At 66.4% G+C, this 16,258-nt stretch carries 19 protein-coding genes; 9 read left to right on the top strand and 10 right to left on the bottom strand.

The genetic code is table 11. The features are described from left to right. Positions 1–835 (top strand): hypothetical protein (locus VFW45_04200; GenBank protein HEU5179967.1); only part of this gene is annotated, 835 nt, incomplete at its 5' end. Here the strand turns inward: VFW45_04200 and VFW45_04195 are convergent. Both VFW45_04195 and VFW45_04190 read right to left on the bottom strand, forming a co-directional pair. Next, the gene (locus tag VFW45_04195; GenBank protein HEU5179966.1) at positions 805–2,229 is read right to left on the bottom strand and encodes an ATP-binding protein; all 1,425 of its coding nucleotides are present in this window, start codon (positions 2,227–2,229) and stop codon (positions 805–807) included. The two genes, VFW45_04200 and VFW45_04195, sit on opposite strands and share 31 nt — an antisense overlap. Continuing rightward, positions 2,226–2,900: a response regulator transcription factor gene (locus VFW45_04190; GenBank protein HEU5179965.1), complete on the bottom strand. Its 675-nt coding sequence runs from the start codon at positions 2,898–2,900 to the stop codon at positions 2,226–2,228. Before VFW45_04190 ends, VFW45_04195 begins: the two co-directional genes overlap by 4 nt. Before the next feature lie 129 nt (positions 2,901–3,029). Here VFW45_04190 and VFW45_04185 point away from each other — a divergent pair, with 129 nt between their 5' ends. The 6 genes from VFW45_04185 to VFW45_04160 all read left to right on the top strand — a co-directional run bounded on the left by VFW45_04185 (position 3,030) and on the right by VFW45_04160 (position 9,227). Further along, on the top strand, positions 3,030–4,148 hold the full coding sequence (locus tag VFW45_04185; protein ID HEU5179964.1) for a bifunctional 3-deoxy-7-phosphoheptulonate synthase/chorismate mutase: 1,119 nt from the start codon (positions 3,030–3,032) through the stop codon (positions 4,146–4,148). Continuing rightward, positions 4,145–4,951 carry a carboxy-S-adenosyl-L-methionine synthase CmoA gene (gene cmoA / locus VFW45_04180; protein ID HEU5179963.1) on the top strand — a complete coding sequence of 269 codons (807 nt, stop codon included), beginning with the start codon at positions 4,145–4,147 and terminating at the stop codon, positions 4,949–4,951. The genes VFW45_04185 and cmoA overlap by 4 nt, the downstream gene beginning before the upstream one ends. Continuing rightward, a complete protein-coding gene (locus VFW45_04175; GenBank protein HEU5179962.1) occupies positions 4,948–5,730 on the top strand; it encodes a methyltransferase in 783 nt (260 codons plus the stop codon). The genes cmoA and VFW45_04175 overlap by 4 nt, the downstream gene beginning before the upstream one ends. Before the next feature lie 129 nt (positions 5,731–5,859). Next, a complete protein-coding gene (locus VFW45_04170) occupies positions 5,860–7,428 on the top strand; it encodes a metallophosphoesterase (protein ID HEU5179961.1) in 1,569 nt (522 codons plus the stop codon). A 39-nt stretch (positions 7,429–7,467) separates the two neighbouring features. Further along, complete coding sequence (locus tag VFW45_04165) at positions 7,468–8,439, top strand: hypothetical protein (protein ID HEU5179960.1); 972 nt, start codon at positions 7,468–7,470, stop codon at positions 8,437–8,439. After that, a complete protein-coding gene (locus tag VFW45_04160) occupies positions 8,436–9,227 on the top strand; it encodes a DUF4956 domain-containing protein (GenBank protein ID HEU5179959.1) in 792 nt (263 codons plus the stop codon). Before VFW45_04165 ends, VFW45_04160 begins: the two co-directional genes overlap by 4 nt. 6 nt (positions 9,228–9,233) lie before the next feature. On the opposite strand, the gene VFW45_04155 is transcribed toward VFW45_04160, so the two are convergent. From VFW45_04155 to VFW45_04125, 7 genes are all read right to left on the bottom strand, one after another. Continuing rightward, on the bottom strand, positions 9,234–9,620 hold the full coding sequence (locus tag VFW45_04155; GenBank protein HEU5179958.1) for a response regulator transcription factor: 387 nt from the start codon (positions 9,618–9,620) through the stop codon (positions 9,234–9,236). A 498-nt stretch (positions 9,621–10,118) separates the two neighbouring features. Further along, positions 10,119–10,751, bottom strand: a complete 633-nt coding sequence (locus VFW45_04150) for a response regulator transcription factor (protein ID HEU5179957.1) — start codon at positions 10,749–10,751, stop codon at positions 10,119–10,121. Then, positions 10,723–11,679 (bottom strand): ATP-binding protein, encoded by a 957-nt coding sequence (locus VFW45_04145; GenBank protein HEU5179956.1) that lies wholly within the window; start codon positions 11,677–11,679, stop codon positions 10,723–10,725. Before VFW45_04145 ends, VFW45_04150 begins: the two co-directional genes overlap by 29 nt. After that, positions 11,676–12,278, bottom strand: coding sequence for a SpoIIE family protein phosphatase (locus VFW45_04140; protein ID HEU5179955.1), 603 nt, complete (start codon positions 12,276–12,278; stop codon positions 11,676–11,678). Before VFW45_04140 ends, VFW45_04145 begins: the two co-directional genes overlap by 4 nt. Further along, the gene (locus tag VFW45_04135; protein ID HEU5179954.1) at positions 12,275–12,679 is read right to left on the bottom strand and encodes an anti-sigma regulatory factor; all 405 of its coding nucleotides are present in this window, start codon (positions 12,677–12,679) and stop codon (positions 12,275–12,277) included. Before VFW45_04135 ends, VFW45_04140 begins: the two co-directional genes overlap by 4 nt. A 90-nt stretch (positions 12,680–12,769) precedes the next feature. Further along, entirely contained in the window at positions 12,770–13,123 is a 354-nt protein-coding gene (locus VFW45_04130; protein ID HEU5179953.1) for an STAS domain-containing protein, read from the bottom strand. Between the two features lie 13 nt (positions 13,124–13,136). Beyond that, a complete protein-coding gene (locus tag VFW45_04125) occupies positions 13,137–14,033 on the bottom strand; it encodes an STAS domain-containing protein (protein ID HEU5179952.1) in 897 nt (298 codons plus the stop codon). A gap of 353 nt (positions 14,034–14,386) precedes the next feature. Between VFW45_04125 and VFW45_04120 the strand changes: the two genes are divergently transcribed. Together VFW45_04120 and VFW45_04115 are read left to right on the top strand one after the other, a co-directional pair. Continuing rightward, entirely contained in the window at positions 14,387–14,935 is a 549-nt protein-coding gene (locus VFW45_04120) for a methylated-DNA--[protein]-cysteine S-methyltransferase (protein HEU5179951.1), read from the top strand. A gap of 307 nt (positions 14,936–15,242) precedes the next feature. After that, positions 15,243–15,824 carry a porin family protein gene (locus VFW45_04115; protein ID HEU5179950.1) on the top strand — a complete coding sequence of 194 codons (582 nt, stop codon included), beginning with the start codon at positions 15,243–15,245 and terminating at the stop codon, positions 15,822–15,824. Between the two features lie 160 nt (positions 15,825–15,984). Here the strand turns inward: VFW45_04115 and VFW45_04110 are convergent. After that, on the bottom strand, positions 15,985–16,258 hold a 274-nt coding region (locus VFW45_04110), incomplete at its 5' end, for a response regulator transcription factor (GenBank protein HEU5179949.1).

Below are 16,258 nucleotides of genomic sequence, written 5' to 3'. Positions count from 1 at the left end.
CCTGCACCCGGTGGGAGGCCTGCTCACCGCCATCAGCGTCGCGGTCGTGGGTCTCGCCGGGTCGCAGATGATCGATCGCCAGCAGACCAAGAGCACCGACGCGCGCCTCTACTCGGAGCTGATGAGCCAGCGGGAGCTCTCGGAGAGCACGCTGCGCAAGGACATGCTGGTCTCGGTGATCCAGTCGTATCTCGCGCCCGAAGCCGGCTCCATCGACGCCCACCTGCTGCAGCTGGAGCTGCTCGCCTACAACTTCCACGATTCGCTGAACCTCAAGCCGCTGTTCGTGGACCTGTCGCGGCAGCTGCGCAAGCGCCACGAGCCCGACAGCGAGGAGCAGTACCATCGGCTCAAGCGCATCGCGCGGGAGATCGCGGACCGGCAGCGCTTCGCCCTGGAGCAGCGCGGCGACTCCTTCCGCCGCACCGTCGACCTCAAGGAAATGGCATCGGCCGGGGGTGCCGGAATGGCCCTGGATCCGGCCACCGTCACGGTGGATGGGATCGCCAGCGATATCAACTTGCGCGTCCTGCGCGCCTACCCCTCCCTGGAGACCGTCCTGGTGCGCCTGGAGGTGCGCGCCGGCGCGGCCGTCGCGGGCAAGGCTCCCGAGGTGACGCGCACCGAATTCGAGGTCGGCTTCTTCGACTTCCCCATGATCGACAGCACCCATCTGACCAACGGGCAGAGATGCGCCGTCATCCTGAGCGCCTTTGGACAGGATACGGCCGAGCTGACCACCGTCTGCTTTCCGGGAGAATACGCCAGCCTGAAGGACCGGCCCTACTATGACGAGGTGGTGGATCAGCTGCGCTCGAGGGGCGACAAGCTCTGAGGGTGGGCTTCGGAACCCAGGATCGGCAGCCACATCCTGACCGCTTCGCCGCCCAGGGCGTCGCTGCCGCCCGTCGAGACCCCGCCGTGATGGCGCAGCGCAATCGAGCGCACGACCGCCAGGCCCAGTCCTGTCCCCTGAATTGACCCGCGCCGGGAGGGATCCCGAAAGAAGCGCTCGAAAACGTGCGGCCGTGACTCGGCGGGAATGCCCGGACCCGAATCCTCCACGCTCACGCAGGCTCGGGAGTCCTCGCGCGCCACGTGGATGCGGATGCGGGCGGCGGCGCCGCCGAATTTCCGCGCATTGTCGACCAGGTTGGAGAGTGCCCTTCCGAGCAGCTCCTCGCTCCCGGCAACGAGGATCTCGTCCGGAGCGACCACTTCGAGCGCCGGGGAACCGCCGCCGTCCGCCTCGCGGCGCGCCTGCGCCGCCTCCCGCGCCAGATCACACAGGTTGACCGTGGAGCGGGGCAGCTCGGCATCCTCCTCCGACCGCGCCAAGAGCAGCAGGGCCTCCACGAGCCGATCCAAAGCGTCGAGGTTGGCAATGAGGGCGCCTGTCTCGACGGCGAGCCGGTCCGGATCGAGGGCCCGCGCACGCAGCCCTTCCACCCGCGCGCGCAGCACCGTCAGCGAAGTCCTCAGCTCGTGGGAGGCTTCCTGGGTGAAGCGCTTCTCACGCCGCAGGGCGTCTTGCAGCTGCCCCAGCAAGTGGTCGATCGAGCTTTCCAGGCGTGCCAGCTCCGAGGGCTCCGCGCCGACGCCGAGCGTGCTGCCGGGAATCGTGCCGAGTCTGGCGGCCGCGCTCGCCAGGCGCTGCAGGGGCTGCAGCCGGCGCCGAATCAGCGCTCGTCCCGCCAACGCCGCGGTCCCGAGCAGCACCAGGAGAGTCCCGGACATGACCTTCACCGCAAGGCGAATGTCCGATCGGCCGTGGATATTGGAGGCGGCGACCAGGATGCGGAGATCCCCCTTGCATTGCTCGAAGCAGGCCCGGGATCCCTGCAACGGTCCCTGGCCCCGGGACCGGCGCGTGGTGCATTTCCCCTGCGCCAGGGCGCCGCGCGCCGGACGGCTCCAGCCATCCAGCGACCCGCTCGAGGCAACCGGTTTCCCAACGGCGTCCTCGACCTCGATGCGAAGATCCGAGAGAGCTACCTCGCCGAGCGCTTCCTGGGCGGCTTCGGCCGGCGACTTGGAGGACTCCTCACGGTTTTCCTCGGCGATGGTGTGGCACAGGGAGCGGCCCAGGGAGCGCAGCATGTCATCCTGCTGCTTGCGGAGCAGGATGGCGGTCGCTCCCGTCCCGGCCAGAACGAGAACGACCGCACTGAGCAACGCGAGGAGGACCTGGTCCCGCAGCAGCTGCCCAAGGAGGGAGCGGGACCTCACGTCTCCTCCCCGATGGCGTAGCCGAACCCGCGGTGCGTGTGGATGGGGCCCTCCCCGCCTTGCGGGGCCAGCTTGCGCCGCAATCGCGCGATCAGCACTTCCAGGCTCGCGCCGGCGTTCTCGTCCTCTTCCCCCCAGACCGACAGCAGGATGGTCGAGCGTGACACCGGTCTGCCACGGTTGCGCAGGAGCACCTCGAGGATCGAGAACTCGCGCGCCGTGAGCGGCACGTTGCGTCCCCCGGTCCGCACGCAGCGCTCGGCCAGCCGCACTTCGGCATCACCCAGGCAGACCACCGGCTCCAGGAAGCGCGGCCCCCGCCGGGTCAGGGCGCGCACCCGGGCCAGCAATTCGGCGACGGCAAAGGGCTTGCGCAGGTAGTCGTCGGCACCGGCATTCAATCCCGCCACCCGATCCTCCACCTCTCCGCGGGCCGTAAGGATGAGGATGGGGATGGTCTCGCGCGCCGCCCTCAGCTCCCGGCAGAAATCCACTCCGGAGCCGTCGGGAAGCATCCAATCCAGCACCAGCGCTTCGTGCGACTTGCCGGCCAGCAGGCGCCGCGCCGCGGAGAGATCGGTGGCCGTGTCGACGGTATGGCCGGCTTCGCGCAGCACCCGCGCCAGCAGCTGCCGGGTTTCGCCATGATCTTCCACGATCAGGACGCGCATCAGGTTCTCCGAGGTTCGAGGCGGCCATGATAAACCACATTCCCGGAGGGAGGCGTTCAACTGCCGTTAAGCCGCCGTTAAGGCACGCGCGCTAACCTCCGCGCTCGGCAAGGCGCCGCGGAGACCATCATGAGCGACGATCGGCTCGGCCTGCTCCGGCAGGAGGTGGATCAGATCAACGAAAGAATCCTGACCCTGATCCAGGGGCGCGCTGATCTCGTCCTGGAGATCGCGCAGATCAAGCGGGCGCGCGGCCTGGACGGCTACGATCCTCAACGGGAACTCGAGATGCTCCAGACGCTTACCGCCCGGACGACCGGCCCGTTCGGTCCCGAGGAGGTGAAGGAGATCTTCAAGGCGATCTTCCGCGCCTCCCTGGACTTGCAGGACTCCGAGCGCCGTCGCTCGCTGCGGGTCAGACGGCGCGACCTGCTGCCCCCGGGAGGCATCAAGGTGGGCGATGTGGCCATCGGGGCGGGGACGAGCGTCCTGTTCGCCGGCCCCTGCTCGGCGGAGACACCGGAGCAGATGGAAGAGATTGCCGCATTCGTCGCCTCTCTGCCGGGCGCGAAGATCCTGCGGGCCGGCGCCTTCAAGCCGCGCACGAGTCCCTATGCCTTCCAGGGACTGCGAGAGGAAGGGCTGGAAATGCTGCGTCGTGCCGCGCGCCGGCACGGCCTCGCAACGGTGACCGAAGTCCTCGACACCTCGACCCTGGACCTGGTGGCCTCCTATGCCGACATGCTGCAGATCGGCGCCCGGAACATGTACAACACCGAGCTTCTGAAGGCCGTCGGGCGGACGGACAAGCCGGTCCTGCTCAAGCGCGGCTTCATGGCGACGATCGAGGAGCTCCTGATGTCGGCGGAGTACATCCTCGCTCACGGCAACGATCGGGTCGTCCTTTGCGAAAGAGGAGTGCGCACCTTCGAGACCGCCACGCGCAACACCCTCGACATCTCGGCGATCGCGCTCCTCAAGAAGGAGACCGCCTTGCCGGTCATCGTGGATGTGAGCCACGCCCTCGGCCGTCGGGACATCGTGATCCCCTGCGCCCGCGCCGCCCTGGCCGCCGGCGCCGACGGGTTGATGATCGAGGTGCATCCGCACCCCGAGCAGGCCCTCTCCGACGGGTTCCAGCAGCTCGATCCGGCCGCCTGCCTGGAGCTCCTGGAAGGTCTCGGCTGGGCTGTTCCCGCCAATGCGCCGTCAGCCGCCCGGGGGGCGACATCCCGGAGGACGCCGTGAAGCGGGATCCCGGGATCGGGAGCTCCCGGCCCGAAAAACCCGCCGCGGCGAAGGCGGAAGGATCGGCGCAAGAGCAGCGCGACGCGATCTTCTCGCGTCCTCTCCCGCGCATCCACGACTTCCATTTCGGAGCCGAAACGGCCGGCGTCTTCGATGACATGCTGCCGCGCTCGGTTCCCTTCTACCCGGAAATCCAGAGGATGATCGGCGATCTCGTCGCCGATTTCGCCGCGCCCGGCAGTGCCATCTACGACCTGGGATGCTCCACGGCGACCACCTTCCTGTCGATTGCGCGGAGCCTGCCGCGCGAAATCGACCTCCGCTTCGTCGGCGTCGATTCCTCCGCGGAGATGCTCGACATCGCGCGGCGCAAGCTCGAGGAAAAGGACTTCCCCTGGCCCTTCGATTTGCAGCACAGCGATCTGAACCAGGGAGTCATCGTGCGCGACGCCTCGGTGGTCATGATGGTCCTGACCCTGCAGTTCATCCGGCCGCTATATCGCGAGAGTGTCATCCGCAGCATCAGCGAAGGACTCACCCAAAATGGCTGCCTGATCCTGGTGGAGAAGGTCCTGGCCGAGGATTCCACCTTCAATCGCCTCTTCATCCAGCACTACTACGAGATGAAGCGCCGCAACGGCTACAGCGATCTGGAGATAGCCCAGAAGCGGGAAGCCCTGGAGAACGTCCTCATCCCCTATCGCCTGGAGGAGAACGAGGATCTGCTGAAGCGGCAGGGATTCCGGCACGTCGATGTCTTCTTCAAGTGGTACAACTTCTGCGGCATCGTGGCGCGCCGATGAGCCTGACGAGCGCTGCCGAAGGAGTGCCGGGGGAGCGCGGCGAGGCGCAGCCCCTCGCCATCCGCATCGGCCATTTCCTCTTCAAACGGCGGAAGTTCGTCTTCCCCCTCGCCTCGCTCGCCATTCTCCTGCTCGCCAGACCGCGCCTGCTGTTCGGAAGCGAAGCCTGGGACCGGCTGCTGGACATCCTCGGAATCAGCCTGGCGCTGGCGGGGCAGGCGCTGCGCGCGCTGGTGATCGGGCTCGTCTACATCAAGCGGGGAGGCGAGAGCGGCTCCATCCATGCGGAGACGCTGGTCGTCGAGGGAGGATTCGCTCACTGCAGGAACCCGCTATACCTCGGCAACCTCATGGGATTCACGGGTCTCTTCCTGATCCTCAACGCCCCGATGGGGTATCTCGTGGGGATTCCCTTCTTCTATACCGCCTACTATTGCATCGTGGTGGCCGAGGAGGATTTCCTGCGCCGCCGCTTCGGGGCCGATTTCGAGGACTACTGCCGGCGCGTGCCCCGGTTCTTCATCTCCTTTCGCGGGCTGCGCGCCACCGTGGGGAACCTCCGGTTCAACTGGAGACGCTTGATTCGGAAGGAATACGGCACCGCCTTTGTCTCCCTCACGATGCTGCTGGGACTGCTGGCCTATCAGAGCTGGTGGTTTCAGGGATGGCCCGCCGCCAGGCCGGCCTTGATCCGGCTGCTCGCGCTCTGGCTTCCGCTTCCCCTCGCCTACGCCACCGCCAGGTACTTCAAGAAATCGGGCCGTCTGGGACGCTCCTGACGCCGGCCCCCCGTCGTGGTTTTCAGGGCAACCAGACTCCGCTTCTTCCCAAACCAAAACATTACAAATGGCCGAATCTCAGGGATTCACCTGATAGGGAATGCATCTGCCAGCGGGCATAATCTCCGCATGAAGCACACTTTGCGGGTCTTCGAGCTCGCCTCCGGCGCCTGCCTCGCCCTGCTGATGGCACGAGGCTGTTCCGCAGCCGCCCCGCAGCAGACGGCCGTGGTGGCGCCCGGATCGGAGTCATTCGTGGCGGAGCTGCAGAAGTACACCGAGGCGACCAAGCCTTTGCGCCAGAAAGCCGAGAGCGAGGTCCCGAAAGGCAACACGCCTGGGAAACAGGCGGTGTCCCAGGAAAAGCGCCGTGCCGTCCTGGGCAAAGACATCTGCGACTTGAGAGCGAAGGCGAAGCAGGGTGATCTGTTTACGGCCGAAGGCATGACCTATGTCAAGCATGCGATCGCCTCCGCCTTCCAGGGACCTGCGGAGGCCACCGTGCGCGACGCTCTGGAGGAGCAGAACGATCCCACCATCTACAAGGGACCGCCTCCGAAGGTCGCGATCAATACGCGCATCAACGCACCGCCCCTGCCGGCCGTCCTGACCGTGGATCTGCCACCGCTCCCCAAGGAGGTCGAGTATCGGTTCTCCGGCAGAACTCTCATCCTGACCGATGCCGAAGCGGTCTGCGTTCTTGACTTCATTCCCAACGCGCTCCCGGAAGCGCCACAGAAGTCTCCGGGAACCACGGCAGCCTCGGCGCCGGCGCAAAAGACCTACTCCTACCTCGCCATGCCGCAGATTTCCCGCTCCCTGCGCTTCGCCGTGCTCGGCGATACCGGGACCGGCGGACCGGACCAGCGCAAGATGGCCGAGACTCTCTGGAGCTACTACTCGCAGGGGAACCGCTTCAAGTTCATCCTGCTGCTGGGAGACAACCTCTACGCCGGGCTCGAGGGGGCGACGGATTACCGGCGGCAGTTCCTGGATCCCTACAAGGCCTTCCTGGACGCGCGGGTGGAGTTCCGGGCGACGCTCGGTAACCACGACCTTGCAGGGCAGGTCGACTTTCCCCCCTTCCACATGGGCGGCAAGCCCTATTACAGCTTCCACGAGCAATACAGCACCTTCGTTGCCCTCAACAGCAACGACCCCTCCAATCCCGCCCAGCGCGAGTGGCTCGACAAGCAATTCTCGAACAACAACGACTGGCGCATCTGCTTCTTCCACCATCCCCTCTTCTCCTCGGGAACGCATGCGCTCGAGTCCAAGGAGATGCGCGGCTGGCTCGAGGAGGACCTGGTCCGCAACCAGGTGAACGTCGTCTTCAATGGGCACGAGCACTTCTACGAGCGCAGCAAGCCGCAGCGCGGCATCCAGTACTTCGTGAACGGCAGCGCCGCTAAGCTCCGCCTCGGGGACCTGCATCCACAGGACTTCACCGACTTCGGATACGACAAGGAGAACGTGGGCATGCTGGTGGAGATCTCCGGCGACTCGCTGTTCTACCAGGCGCTCGGGGTGTCGGGCCGCACCATCGACTGCGGCGTCGTCTACCGCACCCGCGAGGCCGCCACCAAGGGGTCCCAGGACGACGTGACGCGGCGCTGGCTGCGCTCCTGCGACGAGGCCCGACGCTGGCTGCGCACTACCCCCGACAATTCGAATACTCTATCCAAGACGACCCGATGAACACTGGCGTCAGGTTCGACCCGAACCGGGAGGAGCGTCATGAAGAATCCTGTATCGCGTTACCGGCTGCCCGCCGGAAGCCGCCGATTCGTCCCTGCGCTCGTCGCCGCGCTGCTGCTCGGCGCGCTCCCTGAAGGCGCCTTCGCCGGGACCACCAAAACCCCCGCCGAGCCAATCAGCAGTCTCTGGGTGAAGCCTGTCGACCTGCCGTCGCGGGACCTCTTTGCCGGGCCACCGGGCCCCCAGATTGCGTCGGGGGAGACTTTTCATTTCAAGAGCTCCGACACGAAGGGCCACAGCGACGGGTACGACGTCAAGGACTCGAAAGGGCGAACCTGGGATGTAAAGCTCGGCGACGAGGCCCAGCCAGAGGTCGTCACTTCGCGCATCCTGTGGGCCCTCGGCTACCACCAGCCGATCGTGCGGTACGTGTCGCACTGGCGCATGGCGGGCGGACCCACCACGCAACCGGAGCCCGGCCGTTTCCGCCTCGCCTCGGACCACCGGACGGAAGGGGAATGGTCATGGCACAAGAACCCCTTCGTGGAGACCCCCGCGTATCGGGGCCTCGTGCTCGCGAACGTCATTCTGAACAACTGGGACCTGGACCGAACCAACAATCGCGTCTATCGCAGCGATCTCTGGCCAAAGGGGCAGGAGAGGCGCTACGTCGTGCAGGACGTGGGAGCCTCCCTCGCCAAGACCCGCTGGCCGATCGGAACGCGCAACGATCTGGAGGACTTCGAGAGCCAGGACTTCGTCATCGGCGTGCGCAACGGCCGCGTCGAGTTCGACTTCCACGGGAACCACACCGATCTGGTGCGCGACATGAAGCCCCCGGATGTCGCCTGGATCTGCCGCCTCATGAGCCGTCTCAGCGACCGGCAGCTCGACGACGCCTTCCGGGCGGCGGAGTATCCGCCCGAAGTGCGAGCCCGATATGTCAGGAAGATCAGGGAAAAGATCGCGCAGGGCCTCGAGCTTGGCGACGGGCGCGAGGCGCGGCGGTGAGGCGGGGTGCGGCGTGCGCCGCCGGTTTGCGGGCTGTTCTGCTCCTTGCCGGAATGCTGATCACCTGGGCGCCCGGACTGCCCGCCAAAGAAGACTCCCCTGCTGCTCCCATTCCAAACGGCGACTCCAGCGCCCTGGCGGTGAACGAGCAGTCTCCCAAGACCCTCATTGCCGAGCTGAAAACCGCCGGCGTCCGCCTGCCGGTGGCGACCCTGCTGGGAGCGGCCCTGGCCTTCCGGCCCCGCCGGCGCGGAACCCCGGACCGCCAGCCGGCGGTCATCCAGACGCAGATCGTCCTCGCCATCGTGGGGGCCGTGATCATGCTCGTGGTGGGTTCCAACCTGGCGCGGGCCTTCGGAATCGTCGGCGTGGCCAGCCTGATTCGTTATCGCTCCAAGATCAGCGATCCCAAGGATGCCGTGGTGATGCTCTCGGCGCTGTCGGTGGGGCTGGCATCCGGAGCCGGTCTGCTGGCGCTGGCCAGCTTCGCGACGCTGTTCCTGGTGGGAGCGCTATGGCTCCTGGAGGGGTTCGAGCCGCAGACGCGGCGGTTCGAGGTGTCGATGAAGCTCGGGCCCAAGACCTCCGACTTGCGCCCGCGCATCGAGCAGCTCCTGCGGCGCTACCACGCCGATTTCGAACTGCGCAGCTCGTCGGAGGAGGAGGTCTCCTACGTGGTGACCGTGCCCTTGATGCTCCAGACCGACCGGATCTCCAGCGCGCTGACGAAGCTGGCCCCGGAAGGAAAGGGCGGCATCGAGTGGAAGGAGCCTCCCAAGGTCAAGTAGCGTGCCTCAGGCGATCTTCTCTTCGCTCACTTTCTCGCTACCCTCCGCAAACTTGCGAATCCAGTCCAGCTCCGAATAGCAGCGGGATTTGGGAAGGAAGGCGTCGGCACCGCAGACCCGGGCCGCCCGCCGGTAGATCGGCTCCTGGTAGATCGAGCAGACGATGATCCGCACTTCGGTATCCCAGGCGCGGATCAGGCGCACCGCTTCAAGACCGTCCATGCGCGGCATCGAAAGATCCATCAGGATCAGCTCGGGCTGCAGCGCGCGTGCCAGCTCCACCGCCTCCTCGCCGTCGCGGGCTTCCCATACCTGGAAGCCCCCTCGGGTTTCCATCACTCGCTTCAGCGTACTTCGGAATCCGAGATCGTCATCCGCGACCAAGACTTTCATCGATGGCTCCTTAGAAATCGGATCGTCGGGCCGTTCCATCAGGTACATCGCCAGAATTCTTGCTTGAGCGTCCCTTCGATGGGATGGCATCTTTTTCATGTTCATGTCCGTTTCTCCGCTGCAAAGACCCCACCGACCACGCTCCCAGATTAGGGTCCGATGCGAAGAAATAGAACCGGGTCTATCCCGGACACGTCAGGTAGAGAATCCCTGGACTGGGGGCCCAAATCGACGACAAATGACCATTGAAGTAAGGGATTCACCTGCAAGATTCCTTCCGGTTATTGGCCTCTTGAGCTCGTGGGTTTTTCCCCAGACCCCACCACGCACGCTGGCCAGCCCGGCGAGAGAAATGAAAACCTAGTAGGGGCCGGCTCCCGGTCCGTCTTGCGCCGACGGACCCAGAACGTCGAGCGCCGGAGAGCGTCGGGGCCGCGCCGTGCCTCGCGAATTCCTCTTCTACAGCCTGCGACTTGGAAAAGTTCCTGAACGGCCGCCCTACGGCTGGGTCAGGCCGAGCCGAATCGCGTAACGCACCAATCCTGCGGTCTCGTGAATGTTCAGCTTGTGCATGATCCTCGTCCGATGGGATTCGGCGGTCTTGACGCTGATATCCAGGACCACGGCGGCTTCCTTGGTCGTCTTACCTTCCGCGATCAGCTGCAGGACCTGTCTCTCGCGGGCCGTCAGCGGATCCATCGGGAGCTCGTTCTTGGCCAGAAACGCCGAGATCACGACGCGCGACACACCGGGGCTCAGATAGAAATGGCCTCGCTGCACCTCGCGAATGGCCTGCAGCAGCTCCCCCGAGGCGCGTGTCTTCACCACGTAGCCCACGGCCCCCGCGCGCAGGGCCTCCAGGACGTAGGAGTCCTCGGAGTGCATGGTGAGCAGGATCACCTTGGCGCTCGGGTTGGACTTCAGGATCTCGCGAGTGGCGTCCATTCCGTTCAGCAACGGCATCGCCAGGTCCAGAAGTATCAGGTCGGGCCGCAGCGACTCCGCCAGCCGCACCGCCTCGCGGCCGTCGGACGCTTCGCCGGCGATCTCGAATTTTTCGCGTTCCAGCAGAGCCTTCAGGCCCTGGCGGACCATGACGTGATCATCCGCGAGCAATATGCGCAGGGACATGTCTGACCTCCATTGGAACGCGCACCCAGATTTCGGTGCCGCACCCGGGGACCGCCTTTACCGAGACCGTCCCCCCCAGCACGGACAGGCGTTCTTCCATGCCGATCAGCCCGAGCCCGCTACGCGCGCCGGGCGCCATGACTTGCGTCGCATCGAAGCCGATGCCGTCGTCGCACACGGCGCAGACGATCTCGCCGCCCTCCTGGCGGAGCCGGACCACCACCCGCCTTGCGCGGGCGTGGCGGCTGACGTTGGTCAACGCCTCCTGCACCACCCGGTAGAGCGCGGTCTCGAGGCCCGCGGCGAGACGATCGTCGATCTCGCTCTCCACCTCGATATGCAGTCCGCCGCGCTTCGACACCCCTTCGGCCAGGAACTCCAGCGCCGGAACCAGCCCCAGATCGTCGAGGATCGTGGGGCGCAGCTCGTGGGAGATGCGGCGCAGCTGCTCTTCCATTTGATCGAGGAGGGCGCGCGCCTCCTGCAGGCGGCGGCGGTTGCGCGGCGGCAGGTCCTCTTCCAGCTCGGCCAGGGCGATGTGCGCCATCACCAGCAGCTGCCCTGATTCGTCGTGCAGGGCATGGGCGATGCGCTGCGCCTCCTCCTCGAGGCGCTCGTTCAGCCGCCTCCAGGCCGCCGTGGTCTCGCGGAAGGTCATCTGCGTCATCTCGTAGGGCGAAAGGCTCTCCACCAGGAGGGCCTGCGAGGCTTCGAGCACCTCCGGCAGCCGCGCAGCGCCGCCGTCCTGCATCATGGCACGGAGGGCCTCGTGGTGCAGGGCCATCATATGCAGCAGTCCGATGCCGCCGTCGAGAGCCGTGCGTCCCAGCTCGTAAGCGCGCTCGAGGGTCTGTTCCCCTCCCCGCTCGAGGTGTTCCTTCAGAAGAGCTCGCACCTGCTGGCGCAGAATGATCGCGTCGACGCTCACGGGACCTCCTCCGGATAGCGAGCCACCAGGACGAGGGCGTCGTCGGTCCCCTTCTGATGGCGCTGCAGAATGTGGTTGGCGATTTCCTGCGGCGGCAGCCCGCGCCGCACCGTGTCGGACACGGGCCCTTCGATGCCATCGGTGAACAGCACCAGGGTGTCGCCCGGCGCGACCGGCAGCCTCTGGGCCTCGAAGATGGGAATGCGCAATCCTACGAGGCCGGCCTTCAGGAGGAGCGACTCACAGCCCCCGCCGCCATTGGCGCGCAGCAGGCGTCCCTCCACGTTCCCGACGCCGGCCCAGGCGAAGGTACCGTCCGCAAAGCGGAAGGAGGCGAGGCTCATCACCACTCCGCGCGCCGCGCGCAGGCTCTCGTGGCAGCGGGCGAACAGCGAGGCCAGATCCTCGGAGGGGTGGGCCTCGAGCATCGAGCCGGCGATATGGGCCGCCTCGTGCGCCTCCTGCCCGTGGCCCAGCCCGTCGAGCACTCCCAGCAGCATGCCGCCGTCGAAGCCGCATACCACATGCCGGTCCCCCGAGAGCCTCCGGCCCGCCAGCGTCTCGGCCGCCACGCCGAACTCGAGCCGCACGCTGCTCATCGCATCCACTTGCGAATCGTCACGCGGGTGCCCCGGCCCGGCGCGGAGTCGATCTCGAAATCGTCCATCAGCCGCTTCACCCCCGGCAGCCCCAGCCCGAGGCCTCCCGAGGTGGAATGGCCGTCGCGCATCGCCTGCGGGATGTCCCGGATACCCGGCCCCTGGTCGCGGGAGACCACCACGATGCCGCGCCTCGAGCCTTCGACGAGGATGCGCACCGCGATCTCGCCGCGCTCGGCGTAGGTCACGATGTTGCGGGCCAGCTCCGAAATCGCGGTGGCGATCATGGCCAGATCTCCCGGGGAGAATCCGACCTCGTGGCCGATGGCGCGGCCCTGCTGCCGGGCCACCACGATGTCGGTGTCGGACTCGATCGGGACGACGCATTCCTGTCCCTTCACGGCGGACCCGTCGAGGCCCGGGCGGCCTATCTGGCGCGGCGAAAGCTTCGCTTCTATCCGATGAGCCACGATAACGGTTCTCTGATCGCCTCACGCCGTCGTCTGATCCAGAAAGGAAAGCCCTTCCTCGAGGTCCAGTGCGGTGCCCACCCCCGCCAGGCTCAGCCCGAGCTGCACCATCGCGAATGCCACCTCGGGCTGGATTCCGACGATCACGGTTTCGGCCCCGCGCAGCCGGATCATGTGTGCGAGGTCGCGCAGCGTGCGGGTTGCGAACGAGTCCATCACATCGAGCACCGTGACGTCCACGATCACTCCGCGCGAGCGCAGCCGCCCCACTTTCTCCACCAGAGCGTCCCGGAAATGCACCAGATCGGCGTCGTTGAGCGCCGACTGGATCGAGGCGATCAGGTAAGGGCCCTGCTTGAGAACGGGGACTTCCACTCTCGGCTTCCTTCTAGGCGGGCGCCGACGCAGTGCCTCCGGGAACGACCTTGTACGCCAGCAGCCTTTCCGCCTCTTCGATGCCGCCCTGCAGATCGCCCACGGTGTTCATCTTGGTCAGATCGACGCCGATGGTCACCAGGATCTGGGCGATGCGGGGCGAGAGTCCCGTGACGATGACCGTGGCTCCCAGGAGTCGAGAAGCTTCGACCGTCTGCACGAGATGGTTTGCGACGTTGTTGTCGATGGCTGCCACGCCGGTGATGCCGATGACCACCACCTTGGCGCGGTTGGTGCGTATGGCGCTGAGAAGCTGCTCGGTGAGCTGCCGGGCGCGCTGCGGGTCGATGGCGCCGATGATCGGCAGGATCAGCAGGCGCTCGCGGACCTGCAGGACGGGAGTCGACAGCTCCCGGATTGCCTCCTGCTGCTCGCGGATGATGCGCTCGCGCTCCTGCACGAAGCCCACCGCCACCGTGTTGGCGATGCGGTTGGCCGCCGGCTCGTAGGCGTCCAGGATGCGGTTCAGCAGCGCGAAGTCGGTCTGGTACTTGGCGAACAGCGAGCGGGCCAGCACGTCGCGCAGCAGGAGGACGATGCCGATGACCTCGTGCGTCTCGACGCCGCGCGGAATGATGCGCTCGGAGAGGTCCCGGGCGTAGGCATCCAGTGCCTCCAGGGTCCCGGTCTCCAGGGCTTCCACGTAGTTGTCATAGACGGTCGTCGCCTCGGCGAACACCTCTTCCTGCGACATGGCGGTCAGCAGCTGGGCCTGCGTGATGCGCCGTGCCCATTCCTCGCGGTTCTGCGTGCGGTTGCGCCGCAGCAGCGAGACCAGCTCGCGCAGCAGCACCGTCTCGGTTTCCCCCGCCGGCGCAGCGCCTTGCAACTGAGCTCCCGATTCGTTCATCGTGGTGGGCCCCCGGTTTGTTGCGGTGTCACGGAGTCGTGGTAGGTTGGCGAAACCTGCCTTCTCGGCCGAAAGCGCGCGCGAATCGCCGGAACCCGTCGCCGCCGCTCCTGGATTTCTACCGATCGACCCTGAGCGCTCCAAGGTTTTCATGGGAATCCTCCGAGTAGGGCATCGACGGGACAATACCCGCAGGCCAGGGGGTGGGCTATACGGTAAAAACCCGATCCATCAGGGACTTTAGACCTGACCGTGGGGGTCTTTGAGCACCCGATTTGACGGTCGATGCCCTGGTCGGGGAGGATCCGAGACCTGCGGGAGGAGAATCCTCGCAAGAAAGGAGGCCGCGCGTGATGGAGCTGCAGACACGAAGCGTGATAAGTCCCATCGGAACCCTGTGTCTCTATGCGAGCGGGCCGGCGCTCGTGGCGCTGGCGCTTCCGGGAGGGGACGAGGAGCTGCGGGCCTGGCTCGCACGTCGCTTCGGAGATTTCCGGACCCGTTCCGAAAGCGATCCGGCGGGAGCGGCTTCCGCCTTGCGGGCTTACTTTGCCGGCGAGCTCGCGGCGCTCGATCGGATCGAGGTCGATCCGGGTGGCACCTCTTTCCAGCGCTCCGTCTGGATGGAGCTGCGCCGAATCCCGCCGGGCACCGCAATTTCCTACGCCTGCCTTGCATCCAGGGTCCGCCGGCCAAAGGCAATGCGCGCGGTGGGCGCCGCCAACGGCAGTAATCCGATCCCTCTCGTCCTGCCCTGCCATCGCGTCGTGGCCGCCGACGGCACCTTGTGCGGCTACGGGGGCGGGCTCGAAGCGAAACAATGGCTCCTCGTGCACGAGAAGGCCCTGGCCTCGGGGGCCTGGCGCCTCGAACTTCCCTCCTCCCAGCTCCCGCTTCTCTAGCCCCCGCGGGACAAAGATACCGTCGGCACGACGACGGACCGCCGTGCAGGCTGTGCGGGATCCGCCCACGCGGCTTCACCCTCCCACCGTTCCTTTGACGTCTCGGCTCCTATCCGGGCCCGGACGCGCCCCGCAGCCCGCTATTGAAGGGCGCGAAAGAGCCCGGGCGGCACATTTTCGCGATCTCCTTGCACCCCCCCGGACCGGTGCCTACCTTTGGACCCGGCACCCGAAGCCGCCCCGTGAACCGGCGCGGCAGGGATGGCCGTATTCGAGGGTCGAAACGGATCGCTAAGGAGGGTCGGTAATGAAGCGTTTCCTGTGTTGTGCAGCACTCGTGGCGCTGATCGGCGTCCCCGCTTTTGCGGCCAGCAACACGACGTCGAGCAGCACGACGGGCACCGAGAAGGGCGAGATCGGCTTCGGCTTCGGCCAGGGCAACGTGGGCGCCGATGAGACGACCGGCGTCGACTCCGCCATGTTCCTCGGCCTGCGCGGCGGCTACAACTTCAACCCCGCGTTCGAGCTCGAGGGACAGTTCGCCTCCGCTTCCGAGAACGGCGATGTTGCCGGCATCGACGTCGACACCACGATGCGCTACCTGATGGCGAACGGCGTCTACAACTTCCGCCCCGCGAAGAAGGAGCTGGTTCCCTACGTGATGGCGGGAATCGGCCAGGCCACGACCGAGGTCGAGGCGGGCGGCGTGAGCGTGGACGACAGCACGATGGCGTTCCAGATCGGCGGCGGCACGCGTTATTACTTCGGCAAGAGCAAGCGGACCGGCTTCCGTGCGGACCTGTCGATCCTGAAGCACGACAACTTCGACGACAGCACCACCGTGAAGACCCTGACCGCCGGATTCACCTGGAAGCTCGGGAACCGGTAAGCCTCACCGCCGGCTCCTTCAAGCCCCGATCGCCTCGCGCGATCGGGGCTTATTCTTTTTGGGCGGGAGAAGCCAGGGGTGCGGACGCCGTGCCGTACGGCGCATTGGGTGCACCTCGGCGCCATTCCCTCGGTGGTCTGTTCTTGGGGCGTGGCGAAGGTCAGGGAGTCGCGATCCGGTTGCGGATGGCGTAACGGACCAGATCGCTGAGGGAATGAGAGCCGAGCTTGCGCATGATGTTGGTGCGATGCGTCTCCGCGGTGCGCACGCTGATTCCCAGGATGTCCCCCACTTCCTTGTTGCTCTTGCCTTCGGCGAGCAGCTGGATCACCTCGCGCTCGCGCGAAGTGAGGGTCACCGCTTCCCAGCGCTCCCCTTCCGCACCGCCGCCGGAGCCGCGCTCCAGGACCCGCTCGGCGACCCTCGAGGTGAAG

Source organism: Candidatus Polarisedimenticolia bacterium, assembly GCA_035764505.1.
Classification (GTDB): domain Bacteria; phylum Acidobacteriota; class Polarisedimenticolia; order Gp22-AA2; family AA152; genus AA152.
This window is presented reverse-complemented; position numbering and strand designations above follow the sequence as displayed.